At 40.2% G+C, this 16,423-nt stretch carries 18 protein-coding genes and 1 pseudogene; 5 read left to right on the top strand and 14 right to left on the bottom strand.

Going from position 1 to position 16,423, the window contains the following annotated elements; translation table 11 throughout:
- Positions 1 to 488 precede the first annotated feature (488 nt).
- The 3 genes from ASG81_RS07770 (at position 489) to ASG81_RS07760 (ending at position 1,857) form a co-directional block, all read left to right on the top strand.
- Positions 489 to 779, top strand: coding sequence for a hypothetical protein (locus ASG81_RS07770; protein ID WP_056631459.1), 291 nt, complete (start codon positions 489 to 491; stop codon positions 777 to 779).
- Between the two features lie 13 nt (positions 780 to 792).
- The gene (locus tag ASG81_RS07765) at positions 793 to 1,251 is read left to right on the top strand and encodes a type II toxin-antitoxin system VapC family toxin (protein ID WP_056631456.1); all 459 of its coding nucleotides are present in this window, start codon (positions 793 to 795) and stop codon (positions 1,249 to 1,251) included.
- A 243-nt stretch (positions 1,252 to 1,494) separates the two neighbouring features.
- Positions 1,495 to 1,857, top strand: a complete 363-nt coding sequence (locus tag ASG81_RS07760; protein WP_081417190.1) for a hypothetical protein — start codon at positions 1,495 to 1,497, stop codon at positions 1,855 to 1,857.
- Between the two features lie 726 nt (positions 1,858 to 2,583).
- Here ASG81_RS07760 and ASG81_RS07755 read toward each other — a convergent pair.
- The 9 genes and pseudogenes from ASG81_RS07755 to ASG81_RS07705 all read right to left on the bottom strand — a co-directional run bounded on the left by ASG81_RS07755 (position 2,584) and on the right by ASG81_RS07705 (position 8,533).
- Positions 2,584 to 3,168 carry a hypothetical protein gene (locus tag ASG81_RS07755; RefSeq protein ID WP_056631453.1) on the bottom strand — a complete coding sequence of 195 codons (585 nt, stop codon included), beginning with the start codon at positions 3,166 to 3,168 and terminating at the stop codon, positions 2,584 to 2,586.
- 103 nt (positions 3,169 to 3,271) lie between these two features.
- Positions 3,272 to 3,901 (bottom strand): HAD-IA family hydrolase, encoded by a 630-nt coding sequence (locus ASG81_RS07750; protein WP_056631448.1) that lies wholly within the window; start codon positions 3,899 to 3,901, stop codon positions 3,272 to 3,274.
- A gap of 352 nt (positions 3,902 to 4,253) precedes the next feature.
- Positions 4,254 to 4,688, bottom strand: a complete 435-nt coding sequence (locus ASG81_RS07740) for a hypothetical protein (protein ID WP_056631442.1) — start codon at positions 4,686 to 4,688, stop codon at positions 4,254 to 4,256.
- Between the two features lie 18 nt (positions 4,689 to 4,706).
- Positions 4,707 to 5,329, bottom strand: a pseudogene (locus ASG81_RS33865) (relaxase/mobilization nuclease domain-containing protein).
- A gap of 73 nt (positions 5,330 to 5,402) precedes the next feature.
- A complete protein-coding gene (locus tag ASG81_RS33860) occupies positions 5,403 to 5,468 on the bottom strand; it encodes a hypothetical protein (RefSeq protein WP_442952833.1) in 66 nt (21 codons plus the stop codon).
- A gap of 76 nt (positions 5,469 to 5,544) precedes the next feature.
- On the bottom strand, positions 5,545 to 6,015 hold the full coding sequence (locus ASG81_RS07725; RefSeq protein WP_162255000.1) for an ankyrin repeat domain-containing protein: 471 nt from the start codon (positions 6,013 to 6,015) through the stop codon (positions 5,545 to 5,547).
- A gap of 332 nt (positions 6,016 to 6,347) precedes the next feature.
- The gene (locus ASG81_RS07720; RefSeq protein WP_056631431.1) at positions 6,348 to 6,707 is read right to left on the bottom strand and encodes an MmcQ/YjbR family DNA-binding protein; all 360 of its coding nucleotides are present in this window, start codon (positions 6,705 to 6,707) and stop codon (positions 6,348 to 6,350) included.
- A 645-nt stretch (positions 6,708 to 7,352) separates the two neighbouring features.
- The gene (locus ASG81_RS07710; RefSeq protein WP_056631424.1) at positions 7,353 to 7,907 is read right to left on the bottom strand and encodes a hypothetical protein; all 555 of its coding nucleotides are present in this window, start codon (positions 7,905 to 7,907) and stop codon (positions 7,353 to 7,355) included.
- 224 nt (positions 7,908 to 8,131) lie between these two features.
- Positions 8,132 to 8,533 carry a PaaI family thioesterase gene (locus tag ASG81_RS07705; protein WP_056631883.1) on the bottom strand — a complete coding sequence of 134 codons (402 nt, stop codon included), beginning with the start codon at positions 8,531 to 8,533 and terminating at the stop codon, positions 8,132 to 8,134.
- 263 nt (positions 8,534 to 8,796) lie between these two features.
- Between ASG81_RS07705 and ASG81_RS07700 the strand changes: the two genes are divergently transcribed.
- Complete coding sequence (locus ASG81_RS07700) at positions 8,797 to 10,068, top strand: IS110 family transposase (protein WP_056631421.1); 1,272 nt, start codon at positions 8,797 to 8,799, stop codon at positions 10,066 to 10,068.
- 667 nt (positions 10,069 to 10,735) lie between these two features.
- Here the strand turns inward: ASG81_RS07700 and ASG81_RS33855 are convergent.
- Both ASG81_RS33855 and ASG81_RS29645 read right to left on the bottom strand, forming a co-directional pair.
- On the bottom strand, positions 10,736 to 11,493 hold a 758-nt coding region (locus tag ASG81_RS33855), incomplete at its 3' end, for a phosphotransferase family protein (protein ID WP_442952826.1).
- A gap of 202 nt (positions 11,494 to 11,695) precedes the next feature.
- Entirely contained in the window at positions 11,696 to 11,926 is a 231-nt protein-coding gene (locus ASG81_RS29645; protein WP_268795762.1) for a DUF3888 domain-containing protein, read from the bottom strand.
- A gap of 1,153 nt (positions 11,927 to 13,079) precedes the next feature.
- On the opposite strand from ASG81_RS29645, the gene ASG81_RS07685 reads away from it, so the two are divergent.
- Positions 13,080 to 13,484 (top strand): CBS domain-containing protein, encoded by a 405-nt coding sequence (locus tag ASG81_RS07685; RefSeq protein WP_056631409.1) that lies wholly within the window; start codon positions 13,080 to 13,082, stop codon positions 13,482 to 13,484.
- A 166-nt stretch (positions 13,485 to 13,650) separates the two neighbouring features.
- Here the strand turns inward: ASG81_RS07685 and ASG81_RS07680 are convergent, their stop codons facing one another.
- From ASG81_RS07680 to ASG81_RS07670, 3 genes are all read right to left on the bottom strand, one after another.
- Positions 13,651 to 14,100, bottom strand: coding sequence for a WapI family immunity protein (locus tag ASG81_RS07680; protein WP_056631405.1), 450 nt, complete (start codon positions 14,098 to 14,100; stop codon positions 13,651 to 13,653).
- A 395-nt stretch (positions 14,101 to 14,495) separates the two neighbouring features.
- Complete coding sequence (locus tag ASG81_RS07675; protein ID WP_056631402.1) at positions 14,496 to 15,575, bottom strand: alkene reductase; 1,080 nt, start codon at positions 15,573 to 15,575, stop codon at positions 14,496 to 14,498.
- Positions 15,576 to 16,063: 488 nt separating this feature from the next.
- Positions 16,064 to 16,417: a DoxX family protein gene (locus tag ASG81_RS07670; RefSeq protein WP_081417188.1), complete on the bottom strand. Its 354-nt coding sequence runs from the start codon at positions 16,415 to 16,417 to the stop codon at positions 16,064 to 16,066.
- Positions 16,418 to 16,423 lie beyond the last annotated feature (6 nt).

The following is a 16,423-nucleotide window of genomic DNA, read 5'->3' as shown; positions in this document are numbered from 1 at the left end:
TTACTTAGGTGCGACGAACCTATTCGTCGTAGTTGACGGACGCAAAGACAATTACAGCAAAGGAATGACCTTGTCTGGGGACATGCCCCGGATTGGTTACGGTTCCTATAGACCAATCTGCACCACAGCTTTTTCAACGACTTCTCAAACCGTGGTCTACTCTCCCTTGAACGGTTTCCAGCAAGGTTCTCTCGAGTCTGCACCACATACTTTTCGGAACGGTCACGGCCCATGATAGAGTCATATCGTAAAAGGGCTGTTTCGTTTTTTGCCGGATTGTCTACCCCCGGTTAAGTAACGGGCAGTTAAAAACAGAGTATTCCTTAAATAAAATTATTGAACAAAAGTAGCAGTCTAATACTTTATTTTCCCAAGACGCCCATCAACTTGCAGGAAGCCAGAATCTAGCTTTCCACCCAAAATTACCCCCTCAAATCGACAAAATCCGACGAATCTTTATAAAAGCTATACATAAGGAGTGAATCACGATGGTGAATAATTACAAACGCTTCATCGAAAAAGCGAAGTCTACCGCTTCCGAATTCATTTCCTCAAGAAGTGAAGAACGAGATGAAGGCATTATAGAACTCAATCCGCAATATTATGTTGAACTGAAAGCAATCGCCGATATGCAGCATACGACCGTGCAAGCGATCGTCAATGGAATCATTGTCCAATACCTGGCAAGCGTCCCATACGAATCAACCCCCATCTCAGTGGATCAAAAGGAAGATAACCCGCTTCTGTATTTGGATGGTATTTGCAAACTAGAGGATTAAGGAGTGCTAACATATGGATAACTACTTGAACATTCAGGATACTGTTTTTCTGGATGAAACGGCTTTAGCCGCTTTAATGAACCCTGAAGACCCCCGCTATGTGAAAGCCCGTTCCCTGTTTCTGGATTTGCATGATCTTGAACGTAATTACGTGACGACCAACTCCATTATATTTGATCTTCACGAATGGCTTCGCAATGAATACAGCTATCAGCAGGCGGAATATTTTCTGAATGCAATGGATAAGGCAGTGAGTAAAGGCAAACTGGAGGTCATCTCCAGCGGCCCCGAATTTGAGAGGGAATCACGCAGACTGCTTATGGACAGACCCGAGCTCCGTTTCTCGCTCAGCGAAGCATTCACTGCTGTGATCATGTCCTATTATCAGGTAAAACGCATCTTTACTTTTAATCGCAATTACATGATGCTTGCCAATTTGGATAAGGATATTCGAATCATTCCATCCAATTAAAACCTTTAAAAAAATACAGCCTGCCCTCTTGAGAGGCCGGCTGTATTTGTTTCGTTGCAATGCCGTAAATTGCTTTTTCCGTCGCTTCTTATTACACCCTCATTAACGACGAATGAGACCCTCCCATAACGCCGAAGCGAAAGTGATAGTCTCCAGTTATCTGTATTGATTAGCTATAATAGCAATAGGATGGCGAAGGGTCATCAAATTCAAAAGTATAAAGAAAAAGAATGAGGAGTATGTATGGTTGACGTTTTATGGACGATTTATTTAGGGTTGCTCGCAACAGCTTCCCTCACTTTTTTAATAAAAGGAAAATATAAGTCGAAACTTAGCAAAATAGATTTCGTCGTATCCATCATTACATGGATTGGATTGTTCGGGTACGTTGCGGAAACAGCTATTCTAAATCCTACTATCTGGAAATTTGTTTCCGTGGCAGCTTTTCTATGGGATTTATCATTCACGATGCTTCTAAAAGGTTATGAAGGGGAAGAAATCCTGGAGGAGCTGCCGATTGTGGCGAGGAGAGTCTGGATGTTGATAACATTTGTTGTCATGGTCGGACCTTTGTATTACGGGTTGTTCAGATATGCCTTTGAATGATGCCGAGTAATGCAAGAAAAAAGAAACCGAGCAGATAAAAACCGCTTGGTATTGGGTGGAGGTCCGGTTCGGTGATGACTGACTGATCATGCCGAATGTCGGGATTTACACGGCTGGTCATGGTATTGAATTGAAGGAACGAAATAAAACTGGCTATGGCATCCCCATTACGATTGGAAACAGTGTCTCGATATATAGATGGGATTGAGCTAACGGAGAACGATAGTTCAATAAAAAACGGCAGTCTAGGACTTTATTTTCGAGTCCCAAGCTGCCGCTGTATTTTTATGCTGCTTCGTCTAAAAAACCAATTCCATACAGACGTTAGTTTTTTTATTGTGAGCCCATGCTGGGTGCAAAACAAGAAGCTGCTTCCCCGATAGTGGTTGCTGCCTTAACATCTGGAGCCTTATATTACACTTTTAATTTCTATTTTATGGACTGAATTTGTTTTTTGACAGTTTCTACAGACTTGAACAATCTTTCCGCAATCACTTTCCTACTATATCCCTTATGTTGAAGAGTAAAAATTTCCTGTTCCGATGGTGTAAGTGTTAGCAGAGAAAACCGATTCGATAGAGCTTTTTGCCTCATCCAAATTGTTCTTTTCAATGGAATCTTTAGCAAGATTGAAGAAAATTTAATTTTGTTAACTTCGTTCTTGATAGAGTGGTTTAAAATTGCCGTACCACTGCTCACAATTTGAATTGACTTATCTAATATGTGTTATTGTTCTATTTGGACTTTGATTCCGAAGGCGCCAGTCACGATAATATATCTAATAAAAAAGATAAAGGCGATGAAAAAAAAGAGTGGGACTAAGCGAAATAACTCTGTGTGCGGGTCAATTGCTCGAAGGATGTAATTAAATAGAAAGATGCCTAACCAAGCCGGAACCAATACAATTAATATTCGAAGCTTGCTTTTTTTGCGATATATATTGATTTCTCTGTGCCAAGTGCGAAACATGGTTCCACTGGCAATTAAGAAAAACGGTGCGGACCAAACCAGGAGCATACGAAAATTAATGGCGATATCGGGGTCAAAATCGGTATAGAATATCGTAATAACCATTGGCATTGCGAGGATATACGATAATCCTTTCTTAATCTCATTCTTTATAGTCCCTGAATACACAATTGCGTACATAAGGATCGCATAAGGAGAAATCACCTGACCTAAAAATTGAAAATAGATATGTTCCTCAAACAAAAATGTAGAGATAGAGATAAATATGTCACCCATCATCTGGAGCTCAGGTATAATGTCACTTACGATTGATTCGGACAAAGCACCTATTGCAGCAGACATGATGAATGTAATCATCCAAGGATTAGCTTCATTTTCTTTTGGCTGGCTAACGAATAGAAAGATCGCGAACAACAAATTGAAAAAAGAAAAAAAACAGCATAGTTTAAAACCTCGATAGGATATTTAAAATATCAGCTGGTCTTTGTGCGATATGGTCTACGTGTTCAGTAGTTAATAAATGCACCGAATCGTAACCCCAAGCTGCTGCTATACTGTTGATTCGATTTTTTTTAGCTGCTTTAATATCCCTCAGTTCATCACCAATATAAATAACATCATTTGGACCTAAAGCATATTTTTTAAGAAAAGAAGAAATGTTCTTTTTCTTCGAAAACGGATTAAAGGAATAATAACTGTAATCAAAGTAATCCATTGAATTATTAGTTAAGAATTGTTGGGTAACACTTGAGGAGTTTGATGTTATAAACGCTAGCCGATATCCTCTTTCCTTTAAAACTTGAATCATATCTTGAAGACCTTCTACTGCATAGAGTCCAGGAATGTACTGCTGATACCTTTTCTTTATTAATATCCCTACAATCGGCATTTCATAAATTGGCACACCAAGTCTTTTACATCTATTGCGCACAGATAGCTTGCTTAAACAATCTATGTCTTCATTATTGATTATTTTATATCCTCGTTTTTTTGCAATCTCATTGAAGGCTTGAATGGCCAAATTCTTAGTGTTCACGACTGTACCATTGAAATTAAAGAGTATTACTTTTGACACAGTGTACCTCCTCTGATAAAACGTTCAGTCTTTTCAATCTCTGGTATTGTAACATATTCACAATTGTCCTAGGTATGAGACTAAAGGTGTATGTACCCTTTTGCCCATTCAAAAATTCAACACAGGTGGAAACAGTTTTTTCATAAATCCGTTCTAACTGGACGCCTGATTCATGCCAAAATTCACATTGATCTTTCGTCTTTTCGTTGAGCCCTCTCAATCGTTTTATTTTAACACCCATTTTTTTCAATTGATTAGATGCTTTTTTAAACATTTCTAATTCCGTGTTGTACTTTTTCTTTATGAGCATTCGTTTGATTGTTGACGCTTGAAAATCATCGTAAATCGCTTTTTACTTGTTATACGTATCAATGGTCTGGATGATAAGCTTCATGGATCGATTCATTTCATTAGCTTCTTTTAAAACAGAATTGATTTCCCGCATCTGAAGCTCAACTTCATCCGCAGCCTGTTTTAAATCGCTCCGACTTTTTAAATTTTGTTCAGTAATGAATTTCAATTGATTAGACAGCTTGGAAATTTCAATGTCGGTCCTAAAATCCCTTCTAACATTTTTTCTTTTTGCATCAGCAGCATTACTGTTCGTTAGTGTGCGAAGTTGATTCCGGCTCGTTTTATGAGCAAATCGATATTTGTATTTCCGTTTGGATTCTTCGAAATTAAGCTCCCTCAGTTGAATACGCTCTTTGATTCTTTCCTCTGTATAATCGACCCCTAGTGTTTTCCCCCTTACTGACCTCTCCATGTCTGGATGCTTAAAAGTCATATACTTAACTCGGCCCTGTTACATAAAGTATCCGAGCTGATCCATCCGATACATGAAATCTTCAAACGATTTCGAGGATTTTATGACGGTATCAATATCATTTTTAATATGCGTTTTCCATGAGACTCCTCGCTTATCCTCTTTCCATTCCTTATACGATTTCGAAACTAAATCTTTCTTAAGTGGAATGATGGTCAGGTTATAGTCCTTTGCAACTTCATCCGAATAATCCCTTGCATCTTTCAGACTCTGCTTACAAGCATTGAATTTTTTTCCGTCCAGCGAAACAGAATTTATAATAATGTGGTTATGATAATGACCCTTATCTAAATGCGTGCTGATGATAAATTGATATTTTTCGCCAAAAATTTTTCAGCCCATTTCAAACCAATCTCATGTGCTTTGTACGGATCGGTAATCTCATGCTCCTTGAAAGATTGAATAAAATGCAAACCAAGTGTTCCTGACTCTTTATTATGCTTTTTTTTATTCCCAATCATCTGCTTATAGGCGAGTTTATCATTGGTTGCACAATTAACGCCTGTTACTAAGCAGCCGTCGTCTGTTTTTTTATCATTGACGATATAACTTAGGGACCGATTCAATGTGGTACGTATGGTAATTTGTTTTACGTATGGCACTTTGAATCATCCCCCATCGTAATATTTTTCGATCTGGTTATAGATGCTGTCCAGCTGCTTCTTCAAATAAACTTCATGGGGCGCTTCCGGTAATGGTAACATCCGCTCCATGCTCAACCAAATATTTAACGATCTCCATGTGGTTCGCTTGTGCAGCCATTTGCACAGGAGTCGTACAATACGGAAATACTTGATCAGCGCCATTAAAATTGACGTCAGCACCATACTATGAACAATCGAACAAAATCAAATTCCCCTTTCCAAGCTGCTTGACGTAGAGCTAACCCGCCAGTGTACGACCTCATTTGGAAACCTAAATCTAGCAAATCATGAACCGCACTGTAATTCTTGGAAAAAAGGGCTGCTCCAACGGCTGAATTCTTGACATGATTTAATGCGTTAAGATTAGCTCCTAATGTAATAAGCTTCTCAAAAACCTTTTTATTCCCATGGTGAGCAGCTGAGACGATGATTGGATCCTGTTCGTCATTTAAATGATCAAATTTAAAACGTTCCATTAAATCCATGGCTAAAACAATTTCGTTACATTCGAAGGCATGGCGTAAAACCTGAATGGGTAGTACAGAACCATCTCGATAGCCGTACTTCACAATTGTATTCTTCAAGCATTCACTGTCATTAGATTCAATACACATCAAAGCTTCTTTTATATATTCGCTCATCATATCCTCCAACTGATTCAAAATCAGTATCATATTTTCTACAGATTATTTTCTCCTCAGTTCCCTATGTTTTTCCCTGCGGTTAATCAACTCTTTTTCCCATTCAGTGTCGCGTTATAAGTATTTTAGCGATCTAGATCATTCCACATTTTTTGGAGATGGCTGCTCTCCTTTTACTCTCTTTTCCTTTTTGATTTCGTTTAGTCGATCTAATAAGAACTTTCGCTTATAGCCGGCTTGTTGTTGTTCAATCTGCTGGTCCCGATTCAGACAATCCGTTATTAAGGAAATCATTGGTTTGTGGTCTTGATGAAGCAAGAAACGCCATTGATCAGTTAGTTCATTTCCAGTATAGATTCTCGGAGGCTCTTCGGAAGATTATTGAAAACCAAATCGTAGGAGTGATCAATCATTTCAAAAACATCCGATTCTTGCAAGGAACCGTCAATCGTAATTGTATTCCAGTGCTTTTTATTCATGTGGTACCCTGGTCGAACAGTCTCGTGTTGCTCTCTCAAGTTTTCCGCAATCACCGGGTCACATTTTAGGTTCAAGTGAAAATAATCCCCATTGTCTTCAAAAATAAGCGCGAACATTTTACCTGCAATTTTCATCACCAAAGGAGTGGGTCCGAATGGATAATCCTTAGTCGTTCCTTTCTTCTTTAAACAGTATTCGATGATATTATTCTTCAAAACAGCACCTCTCCTCTCCTTCGTCGATAACAACAAATTTCTTATACTTATATTTCATCATTATAACTGAATGTAGCCCGACCATTACTCAGTTGGCTTAATAAAAACAAGGAGCAGCTGCCGCGGCAAACTGCTCCTTCTATCGTTCAACTAACGTACCCGTTAAATATAATTACAAGCCCATAAAACTACCCATTAACCCCACAGTTAACGCTGCAACAATAAAAGCACCTATGTGAACTAAAATCTTATATCTTAGTTTACTTTTAAATATGAAATATATCTTAAAGGTGAAATAAAGTGTTATGAGATCAATTGGCACCTCAATTAATGCTGTAATAAATTTATTATTAAAAAATTCATTTATAAACTCACGAAACAGAATATTATTTGCTAGACCAATAATTGAAAAAATGACTTGATAAATAAAAAACTTAAAGTGGTCCAAACAATTCAAACTCCCTTATACTCTAATACATTTCTTTAATAGTAAAGAAAATGCTAAAGCTTACTAAAAAATTGTAATACTTCTTTCTTAGGATCGATATATGCAAAAAATTCCACTATTCTGCCAATAGCTAAATAAGGCCACCTTGCCGGCAGCCTCGTCCTGGTTAGTTGGTGGAACTAACGTTTCCCGTTAGCTTAACGCTTTAGAGCAGCAAATAATCTAATCTTGGTAAAACAATTTGCTGTAAGAATATTTTTGTTTAACTCTTGTAATGTTTTTATTAATTCCTTGGATTTTGAAATAAGTTCTTTTTCAAAATCTCCCAAGTGTATTGTCTCGTTGATAATTTCTTCTTTTAATGCATTAATAAATAATTTTCTATTAGTTCGAATTAATGGACCCTCATGAATTTCAAGATTTAACTGACTAACGATAAGCTCATTTCCTTCTTTAATGAACTCAAGCCATGTCCGAGGGTTTTCAATATACTTTAATACGACGTAGTTGTTTTTTTGAAGTTGGTAATACACATCGATAAGAAAATCAAAGTGAGTCAATATTAGCTCAGAATAAATCCGCTTCGTCTCTAGTCCCATTTCAGGAGAAGGATAAGATAAATATTCAAATCCATTTACGATAATGGTAAAACAACCGTAAATTTGATTATATTCTTTGTTAAAAGTCTGGAGATCAATTGTTCGAAACTCAAGGATATCATCTTCAAAGATTTCATATTTAATCTCAAACATTAGGGATCACTCCGAACTTAATATATACACATATATTACCATATTATTGTACTGCAAAGTTGAATGTTTTCATTAGTTTGTTGCGTTAACCTGCTGCCCGTTACTTCAACGAGTAAAGGAGCAGCTGCCGCGGCAAACTGCTCCTTGTTTGTTCAACTCCCTCGTACCCGTTAGCACAAAGCGCTGACACCACTGTCGGCACCCTATTCCTATTAATCATTACATTATCGTTTGGCGTCAGGGTTATCGATGATCGCCACGGTGCAACGGGAAACGCAAATCAGTTTGTTAAGCTCATCCGTAATTTTCACGTCCCAGACCATTGTCTTTCGGCCCTTGTGCAAAGGCGTAGCTACGGCGGTTACAATGCCGCCGCTTTTGCTTTTAATATGATTGGCGTTGATCTCTAGGCCTACCGCAGCATATTTTTTACTGTCGATATTGATAAACGAAGCGATAGAAGCGGCTGTTTCCGCGAGCAACACAGATGCACCACCATGTAGTATTCCTGCTGGCTGATGGGTTTTGGGGCCGACCGGCATCGTCATTACTACTCGGTCGGGCGCCAGCTCCATATACTCGATATCGAGCGTCTGCATAGCTGTATTCTCTCTCTTTCCATTCATGAGGTGAATAAATTCGTCTCTTTGCATACCTAGTTTCTGAAAGATTTCATCTGCTACGATCATTTCAAATAACCTCTCCTTTATCCAAATAATTTAGCTGAACAGGCTGTAGTTCGTCCGGCAGCCTGGCGTCGTTGTACTACGTTAGCATTCCTGTAGAGCGTTAAATTTCCGCTTTGCAAAAAAACGAGCGCCTCGGTACGATGGAAGTACGCAACGGGTCATAGCCCTAAAAATTCCATCATCCAGGAGGACGCTCTATTATGAAGTTTAAATCGCAAGCGAGACAAAATCAACTCATTGAAAAAATTACTGCTCAGCATTTAGTTGTCGGGATCGACATCGCGCAGCAAACGCATGTAGCACGTGCCGTAAACTTTCGCGGCATCATCATCGGAGACTACTTATCCTTTTCTAATGACGAGGAGGGGTTTCACAGTCTCTTACTATGGATTGAAAAGCTGCAAACCACCCATCGTTTAAGCGCAGCCATTATCGGGATGGAACCAACCGGGCACTATTGGCTCAACGTATCTCGGTGGCTCACAGAACGCCATTTTGAAGTCGTTTTAGTGAATCCGCATCTCGTGAAAAAGAACAAAGAGAACCGCGACAATACGCCCTCAAAGAGTGACAGAAAAGATGCACTCGTTATCGCTGACATGGTCAAGAACGGTTATTACTCATTTACACGCACGACCCCCGAAGCCTTCGAGGATCTACGTGTGCTTCTCTCTAACCTCGACTTCGTCGTGAAGCGGCTTGTCAGTGCCAAAAACCAGATCCACCGCTGGGTTGACGTTGTTTTCCCTGAACTGCGTCACGTATTTAAGGACATCACCTGTATCGGATCCCTGGCAACGCTTCGCCTCTTCCCTACTCCAGCAGAGATCAGTAAACTGCAGCCCCAGAACCTGATTCAGGGATGGAAAACGATCATGAAACGTCACAGCGGTGCTAAAAAAGCAAAAGCACTGATCGAGTTGGCCAGCCATTCTGTAGGGTCTCAATCAGCTATACAGTACTACAAGCTCCACTTGAAACAATTACTCGCCGAATATGACCTTGCTTGCGGACAGCTGGTGGTTGTGGAGAAAGAGATTTCATCCGTATTAGAACGTATTCCCTTTGCAAAATCCATCCTCGCGATTAAGGGGATTAGTATCATTTCACTAGCTGGTATTCTTGGTGAGGCTGGGGATTTAAGCGGATTTGTTCACGGAAATGCTTTGCTTCGCCATGCCGGACTCAACCTCGCGGAAGCAAGTTCAGGCAAATGGACGGGACAAATGAAGATTAGCAAACGCGGACGATCCCGCCTACGACGCTTCCTCTTCATGGCCACTATGAGTTTGGTCATGAACAATTCGGAGTTTCAAGCGATGCATAAACACAATGTGCAGGTCAAGAAGATGAAGAAAATGAGGTCCATTATGAAACTATGCGGTAAATTGGCCAGAATACTAGTTGGGATGGCTCGGAGCGGTCTAGCCTACATTCCTCATAAAACGTTACCGCTCTTGCAAGCAGCTTAACCAAACAACCCGTTTCGTCGCACGTAGATTGGCTTATTCGCAGGATTTCAAAGAAAGCACGGAGTACCGGATTCATTAAACCAAAGGGCACCGACCCGTACCGTTAGCAAGACCGGCCTCCACCCCTTGGACAGGCGTAACGAAGGAATGAGAAGGCATAGACCCGTTGAGACATGGGAGTGAAAACCTTCAGGGGCGGCGTGGAGAAAGCGTGCAGTAAATGGAATTACTTGGGGTAGCTGTGCTCCCCCTCTATTCCCGTGCGCCTTCATGTTACCGAAGTCTAACACGGCGTTCCCCTTCTTGTCTTTCACCCCTTACCATCTGGGCGAAATCCTGCGAATAAGCGAGCATTCGTGAGAAAATCATATCGTACCAAGGGAGCTTAATCGTTCTTCGATAAAGTTTAACAGCAGTGCTTTCTCCTGGTCAGGAATCCATTCCGTTAGTCTAGCGGCTGCAATCGGYAACATCCACTCATCAATGTCGCTGAACTGCAGATTAGAATATGTAAGATAATGTTCCAAGTATATTTCGTTTATCTTATCCCTCATTATTTGAAGTGTATTAACGACCCTTGGGGCTTCATCAGGCAACGTACCGAAACGAAATAAGAGTAGCGTACGCGCGACATCACCGGCAGGATTACCGACCATTCCAGTCATCNGCTTGGAACTTCTTCATGACGACGAACACAATCGGTAACATCCACTCATCAATGTCGCTGAACTGCAGATTAGAATATGTAAGATAATGTTCCAAGTATATTTCGTTTATCTTATCCCTCATTATTTGAAGTGTATCTTTAACGACCCTTGGGGCTTCATCAGGCAACGTACCGAAACGAAATAAGAGTAGCGTACGCGCGACATCACCGGCAGGATTACCGACCATTCCAGTCATCCAATCGATTACCCAATTTCGCTCACCGATCATGACATTATCCGGGTGAAAATCACCATGGCATAGACWGTTTCCGTCCGGTAGTTGTTCCAAATAATCAATTATCTCTTTCTTCACATCATTCGAGAGCTGAGCTGCGTTCCGTATGTTACGAGCTATTACCACTTTTTGTTTTAGGACGGACGATCTTCCATTACACTCTACATCTATTTCATATCTATGAATTTGATAATGAAGATCAGCAAAATCTTTGGTTAAACGATTTTGTTCGTTAGGATGTTGAACAATCATATGAAGCAAAGTTGAACCCTCGATCCGTTCAAACACGATACCGTTCCTTTGTTCAAAATCAATTAATTCGTACGCTCTGGGCGCAGGGATTCCAAGGAAGGCGACAATCTGATTTACCTCATATTCATATCTGATTGCTTCCACAGGAATTCCGTTCCGATGAAGCTTTAAAATTTTTCCTAGTCCTTGCTCGAAAATTTCGGCTGTTCGACCCTCACTAAGCTTTTTCATTTTATCATCTCCTAGTGGAAATCCGCGTTTGCTTAGTTATTGAGTTATCCTGCCCGTTAGCCATCCATGCCGCTCACGCGACACCACAGATTATGGAAGTAATTGCGTTCTTCCATGGGAGTTTAATAAAACGAGCAGGCTACCGTAGCGCCTGCTCAATAATGTGTGTTATTAAACTATAGTTTAATGATAAACGATCCACTTATTTTTTTAGAACATCCATCCAGTTTGGTGGAAAATCAGCCTTCTGCGGATCTTTTAAGTGCTTCCAGGTTACTAACTTTACATTATTAGGATTTATAGGAGATATATCGAATGTAAGACTATCCTTACCGACGGGAATATGCGGACCAACAGTTGGAACCACTTCAAGTGTTATTAAAAAATGAAATCCTCTAAATCCATTTATCCGTTGCACATTTGTGACATTCACAAAGTAAGGATAAACCTCTGGTGAGTAATTCAATTTGTTTGAATGTTCCACGTTAGCGTGATGCAGGTGAGAAAATTCTAATGCATCAACGTGGCCTACACCTCCGGATAAACAACAATTGAAGAATCAGCCATTTAATTATTTTATTATGCACATTTTCAACTTTTTAGTTTGCCTGTTTTAAAGCAAATTTAACATTAATATTAATTAAAAAACTATATATTTGGGTATATAGGATTTTATTGCATAATGGTTAGGAAAGTATTAAAACATTTAGAAGCTATTTCTCAAAACTTTATATATATTGTAAAAACTGATTAGAAGTAATAATGTTGACTATCCCTGTATTTATATATAGTTTATTCCAATGACAAATAAGCTGACATCCTTTATATTATGAATTGTGAACGAGATGCTTGAGAACATCGCGTTCATTTCATAACCTTTGTTACTCCTCCGGTGTTTGAGAGTCACCAGAGGAACCTTGGCCCCAGCTTTACGAACTGGGGTTCTTTTTTTCTAGTTATCAACAAAAATGAAGGCTTAGCCTACCGTTATTTTCAATCATGAACGAATTCCTGAAGAACATCGATTCATTTCTTAACCTTTTTTACTCCGCGGTGTGAGAGGCACCATAAACACATTGGCCTAAGCTTTATTTTTCTTGCTATATTGGGTCCACGAATTATATCGGTTTCATTCTCATAAAAATGAATAGGCTTTGCCGAAATTTTTAAATAGGTTTACCTGCCATCTAGGCATTTCATACATTTTATTAAACGTAACTTAAGGCGAAATTGTTTCACACATGATTGATCTTATTCGAAAAAAAATATAAAAGTAAAAGAACTTATGCCTTCATCTAATAACGAAGATATACCTTCAGAATAACGAGTTTTCTTAGGACGGTAAACAGTAGTTTTATTAGAACTCTTCTGCCAGTTAGCTTAATGCTTATCGGCATTCAGACATTGCTTAACTTTCTCTGATAATTAAAAAAAGCCCTTATCTGCACGGACTTAATTGGGACTATGTTCTTGTCTTCGACATAACTTTTAGCATCCTTTATTCGATAATATTAGGCATGCCCCAGTCACTTCCACGTGCGCCCTGCGATGAAATATGCTTTAATATACCAAAGGAGCGTGATTCAATGGACATCAAATCGTTTCTATATCCCAAGAACGCGGTCTCTTACCTCATGATATCCTCTAATATGAAAGAAGCCATGGATAAATTGGAGGCGAGCCACTATACAGCCATTCCGATCTTGGACGACAATGGCTTATATTTCGGAACGCTATCCGAGGGAGATTTGTTATGGAAGCTGAAAGGCACACCCGGCCTCTGCTTCGATACGATGCACGAAATTCCTGTCGTCTCCATCAAAAAACGGATGAAAGTCGAATGCGTCGCGATCAGCGCCGATTTGGACGATATGCTGGCACTAGCAGCCGATCAGAACTTCGTTCCGGTCGTAGACGCCGATCGCGTATTCCTCGGTATTATTCGCCGCAAAGATATCATTGAATACTATACCCGGAATATTGCTGATTAGTTAGAAAGATCTGATCTTGCGGATCATGAAGGCTGCTGGTGACCGGCAGCCTTATCTATGTTCTTAATGTTTATTGAGCCATCGTTTCGTTCCCGTTAGCCATCCATGCCGCACGCGACACCACAGATTATGGAAGTAATTGCGCACTTCCATGGGAGCTTAACTGTTACTCGGGACGTACTCCTCTCAGTTCCCCATAATGGTTAACCATCTGTTTCAATCCATCGAGTGTCTCCACAAAAAAGCTTTGATTGCTTTCAATTTCAAATTTCAGCTCATTGTCCTCGTGTGCAAATTCCTTGAAGTAACCTTCTACAACGACTTGCCCTCGATTAAAAAATTTAACTTCTAACTTTAGGTTAGCTTCAGAAGTACAAAACGTGGTAACTCCCTGTAAATCAGTGAAACATCGAACTAACTGATTATAGAACTCGTATATTTCACCAGTTGAAAACCATAGTTCACCCTTGACGTAATAGTTCCCACTCTTGATTTCCACAATTCCTCTAGCATCATATCCACCAAAATGACTTGTCATGTTCGGAAAACCGAATACCTCGTCTAAGGCAATTTGTATAAAACATCCCTTTTTGCCTCGTACTACAAACTCGTGCACAATAATCAACTCACTTCATTGTTCAATTGTCCTGCCCATTTATCGGTACAGGGTGCCGATAATGGGCAGCGTGTATTCGTTGTTGTAGTATCGTACCCGTTAGCGCAATGATTAGAGCAGGGTTGAGAGCAAACGTAACCTAGTTTAATTAATAATTGATTCAGCTATTTCAAGAAGAACATTGATTGAAACAGAATCCTCTATTCGTGTATCTACACTTAATATGTATTGCAAATTATCTCTTTCAAAAACCAGTAAATTGGCCCAGTACCAGCGAAGCTGACACCACCAGCAAAGTAGATGTAATTAAATGGGAAATTTATAACTGGCCGTGCGTATCATAAATGATGTCGCACGGCCAGTTTGGTTTATCTCCTGCATATCCATTTCGGGTCTTACTGTTTAGATTGCAATTCTTTCATCATCGGATAGTCCGTATAACCCTTGCTTCCACCACCATAGAATGTTGTTTGATCTGCTTGATTCAATGGGAAACCAGCTTTAAGTCGTTCCACTAGATCGGGGTTAGCTAATGCCCATGCCCCAATAGTAGCTATATCTGCTATTCCATTCTCAATATCCGTATCAATTTGTTCCATTGGTCTACCAAAACGATTGACTACCAATGCATTTGGCCAGAGTGTCCGAATTTCTTTCAAGAGTTCGTCATTACCTAAATGCATGACATGTAGATAAGCAAGATTCAGTTTTGCTAACTCTTTAACAAGGTATCTGTAAAGCTCTGAACTGCTCTCACCTTCATCTATGCCGACCCAAGCCAGGTTCCCTGGCGAGATACGGAAACCCGTACGATCTGCACCAATTTCATCCGCAACAGCGGATGCTACCTCGATAGCAAATCTCGCACGATTTTCGATGGATCCGCCATAATGATCGACACGAACATTTGATTTTTCTGCAATAAATTGATGAATTAAATAACCATTTGCGCCATGAATTTCAACGCCATCCGCTCCCGCCTTTATGGCTGCGGCGGCTGCTTTCCGGAAGTCAGCAATTGTTGTCTGAATTTCTTCTTCGCTCAACTCACGTGGTACGGGTACATCCTGCTTTCCTTTAGGCGTATGCATTCCCACACCTGGTGCAATTGCAGATGGTGCAACGCTTTGACGGTGATGTGGTGTATTGTCCGGGTGAGACATCCGTCCTGCATGCATCAACTGAATGAAGAAGTATCCGCCTGCCTCATGGACCGCGTCCGTAACTTTTCTCCATCCTTCAATATGCCGATCAGTATAAATACCAGGTGACAGCATGTACCCTTGACCATCATCCGAAGGTTGCGTGCCTTCACTGATAAGCAATCCCATAGATGCTCTTTGGGCATAATAAAGTGCACTAAGTTCACCCGGTGTTCCATCTACTTCCGCTCGGCTGCGAGTCATCGGGGCCATGGCTAGACGATGCGGCAGATTCATTATTCCTACGCTTACTGGGCTCCACATTTTTTTCATTCTCAACACTCCTTAAAGTAATAATTTGTTGCTAACCAATACATATTATAAGAATCTCCCGTTTAAAATGGGGGGTATCCACAACCGGGATGAAGTTGTACTTCGACAAAATCGAGAAAACGCGACAAAGCTTGATGGTACGAACGTCCACAATTTTCAGTCCACCAAGAATCCCACGTAAGTGCTCAGCACATGAGTACGACCAGTTCCGTTCTACATCTCTCCTGCGCAATCAAGCGCATTTTTCAATACATGCAGCTCATTGCTCTTTTGAATTACCTCGCCACCCCCAAGATTGCAAAGGATTGTTTCTTTACTTTGCGGTTTATCTGGGAGTTAAATAGTGAGCGCTGGTCAGTACGCCATTTAAATCAACTATCACGCTTTTGTCTGGGGTTTCAACGATTTGCACTGTTACAACCGCATTGACTCCGGGAACAATAATGGTTTTCCCTTCGATGCTGATCACTTTGCCGTCAACCGTTGTTTCAAACTAAAGAATTCAAATTCATGATTGCCACAACAATGGACAAAATAAGCAATATTAATGGTGCTCCCATATTTTTTCCTGGATCCTTGATCCGGATATGAGTGAAAAGTGCTCCAAGCATTGTCGCGGCGAGAAGAATCCCTGCAAGTGCCGCGAATTGCGGATACCAAATTCCCACAATCATTCCCACAGCGCCAATCACTTCAATTAACCCAGAGAAGACACGGAATCCTTGAGAATAACCATAACGTTGAAATTCCTGAACCATCTGCTTGGAACCAAATTTCATCAAACCAAACATTAAAAACCCCAAACCCAAGATTACCTGCAAAACGATGGATGTGATATGCATATTAGA

This window comes from Paenibacillus sp. Soil522, assembly GCF_001428245.1.
Lineage (GTDB): Bacteria > Bacillota > Bacilli > Paenibacillales > Paenibacillaceae > Pristimantibacillus.
The sequence above is the reverse complement of the archived record's forward strand: the minus strand, read 5'-3'. Positions and strand labels throughout refer to the sequence as shown.

What these genes read in the sequence shown, in the direction of transcription:
- ASG81_RS07770 (WP_056631459.1), top strand. Translation starts at nt 489, where the DNA reads ATGGTGAATAATTACAAACGCTTCATCGAAAAAGCGAAGTCTACCGCT.
- ASG81_RS07765 (WP_056631456.1), top strand. Translation starts at nt 793, where the DNA reads ATGGATAACTACTTGAACATTCAGGATACTGTTTTTCTGGATGAAACG.
- ASG81_RS07760 (WP_081417190.1), top strand. Translation starts at nt 1,495, where the DNA reads ATGGTTGACGTTTTATGGACGATTTATTTAGGGTTGCTCGCAACAGCT.
- ASG81_RS07755 (WP_056631453.1), bottom strand. Translation starts at nt 3,168, where the DNA reads ATGTCTGCTGCAATAGGTGCTTTGTCCGAATCAATCGTAAGTGACATT.
- ASG81_RS07740 (WP_056631442.1), bottom strand. Translation starts at nt 4,688, where the DNA reads ATGACTTTTAAGCATCCAGACATGGAGAGGTCAGTAAGGGGGAAAACA.
- ASG81_RS07725 (WP_162255000.1), bottom strand. Translation starts at nt 6,015, where the DNA reads ATGATGAGCGAATATATAAAAGAAGCTTTGATGTGTATTGAATCTAAT.
- ASG81_RS07710 (WP_056631424.1), bottom strand. Translation starts at nt 7,907, where the DNA reads ATGTTTGAGATTAAATATGAAATCTTTGAAGATGATATCCTTGAGTTT.
- ASG81_RS07705 (WP_056631883.1), bottom strand. Translation starts at nt 8,533, where the DNA reads ATGAATGGAAAGAGAGAGAATACAGCTATGCAGACGCTCGATATCGAG.
- ASG81_RS07700 (WP_056631421.1), top strand. Translation starts at nt 8,797, where the DNA reads ATGAAGTTTAAATCGCAAGCGAGACAAAATCAACTCATTGAAAAAATT.
- ASG81_RS07685 (WP_056631409.1), top strand. Translation starts at nt 13,080, where the DNA reads ATGGACATCAAATCGTTTCTATATCCCAAGAACGCGGTCTCTTACCTC.
- ASG81_RS07675 (WP_056631402.1), bottom strand. Translation starts at nt 15,575, where the DNA reads ATGAAAAAAATGTGGAGCCCAGTAAGCGTAGGAATAATGAATCTGCCG.
- ASG81_RS07670 (WP_081417188.1), bottom strand. Translation starts at nt 16,417, where the DNA reads ATGCATATCACATCCATCGTTTTGCAGGTAATCTTGGGTTTGGGGTTT.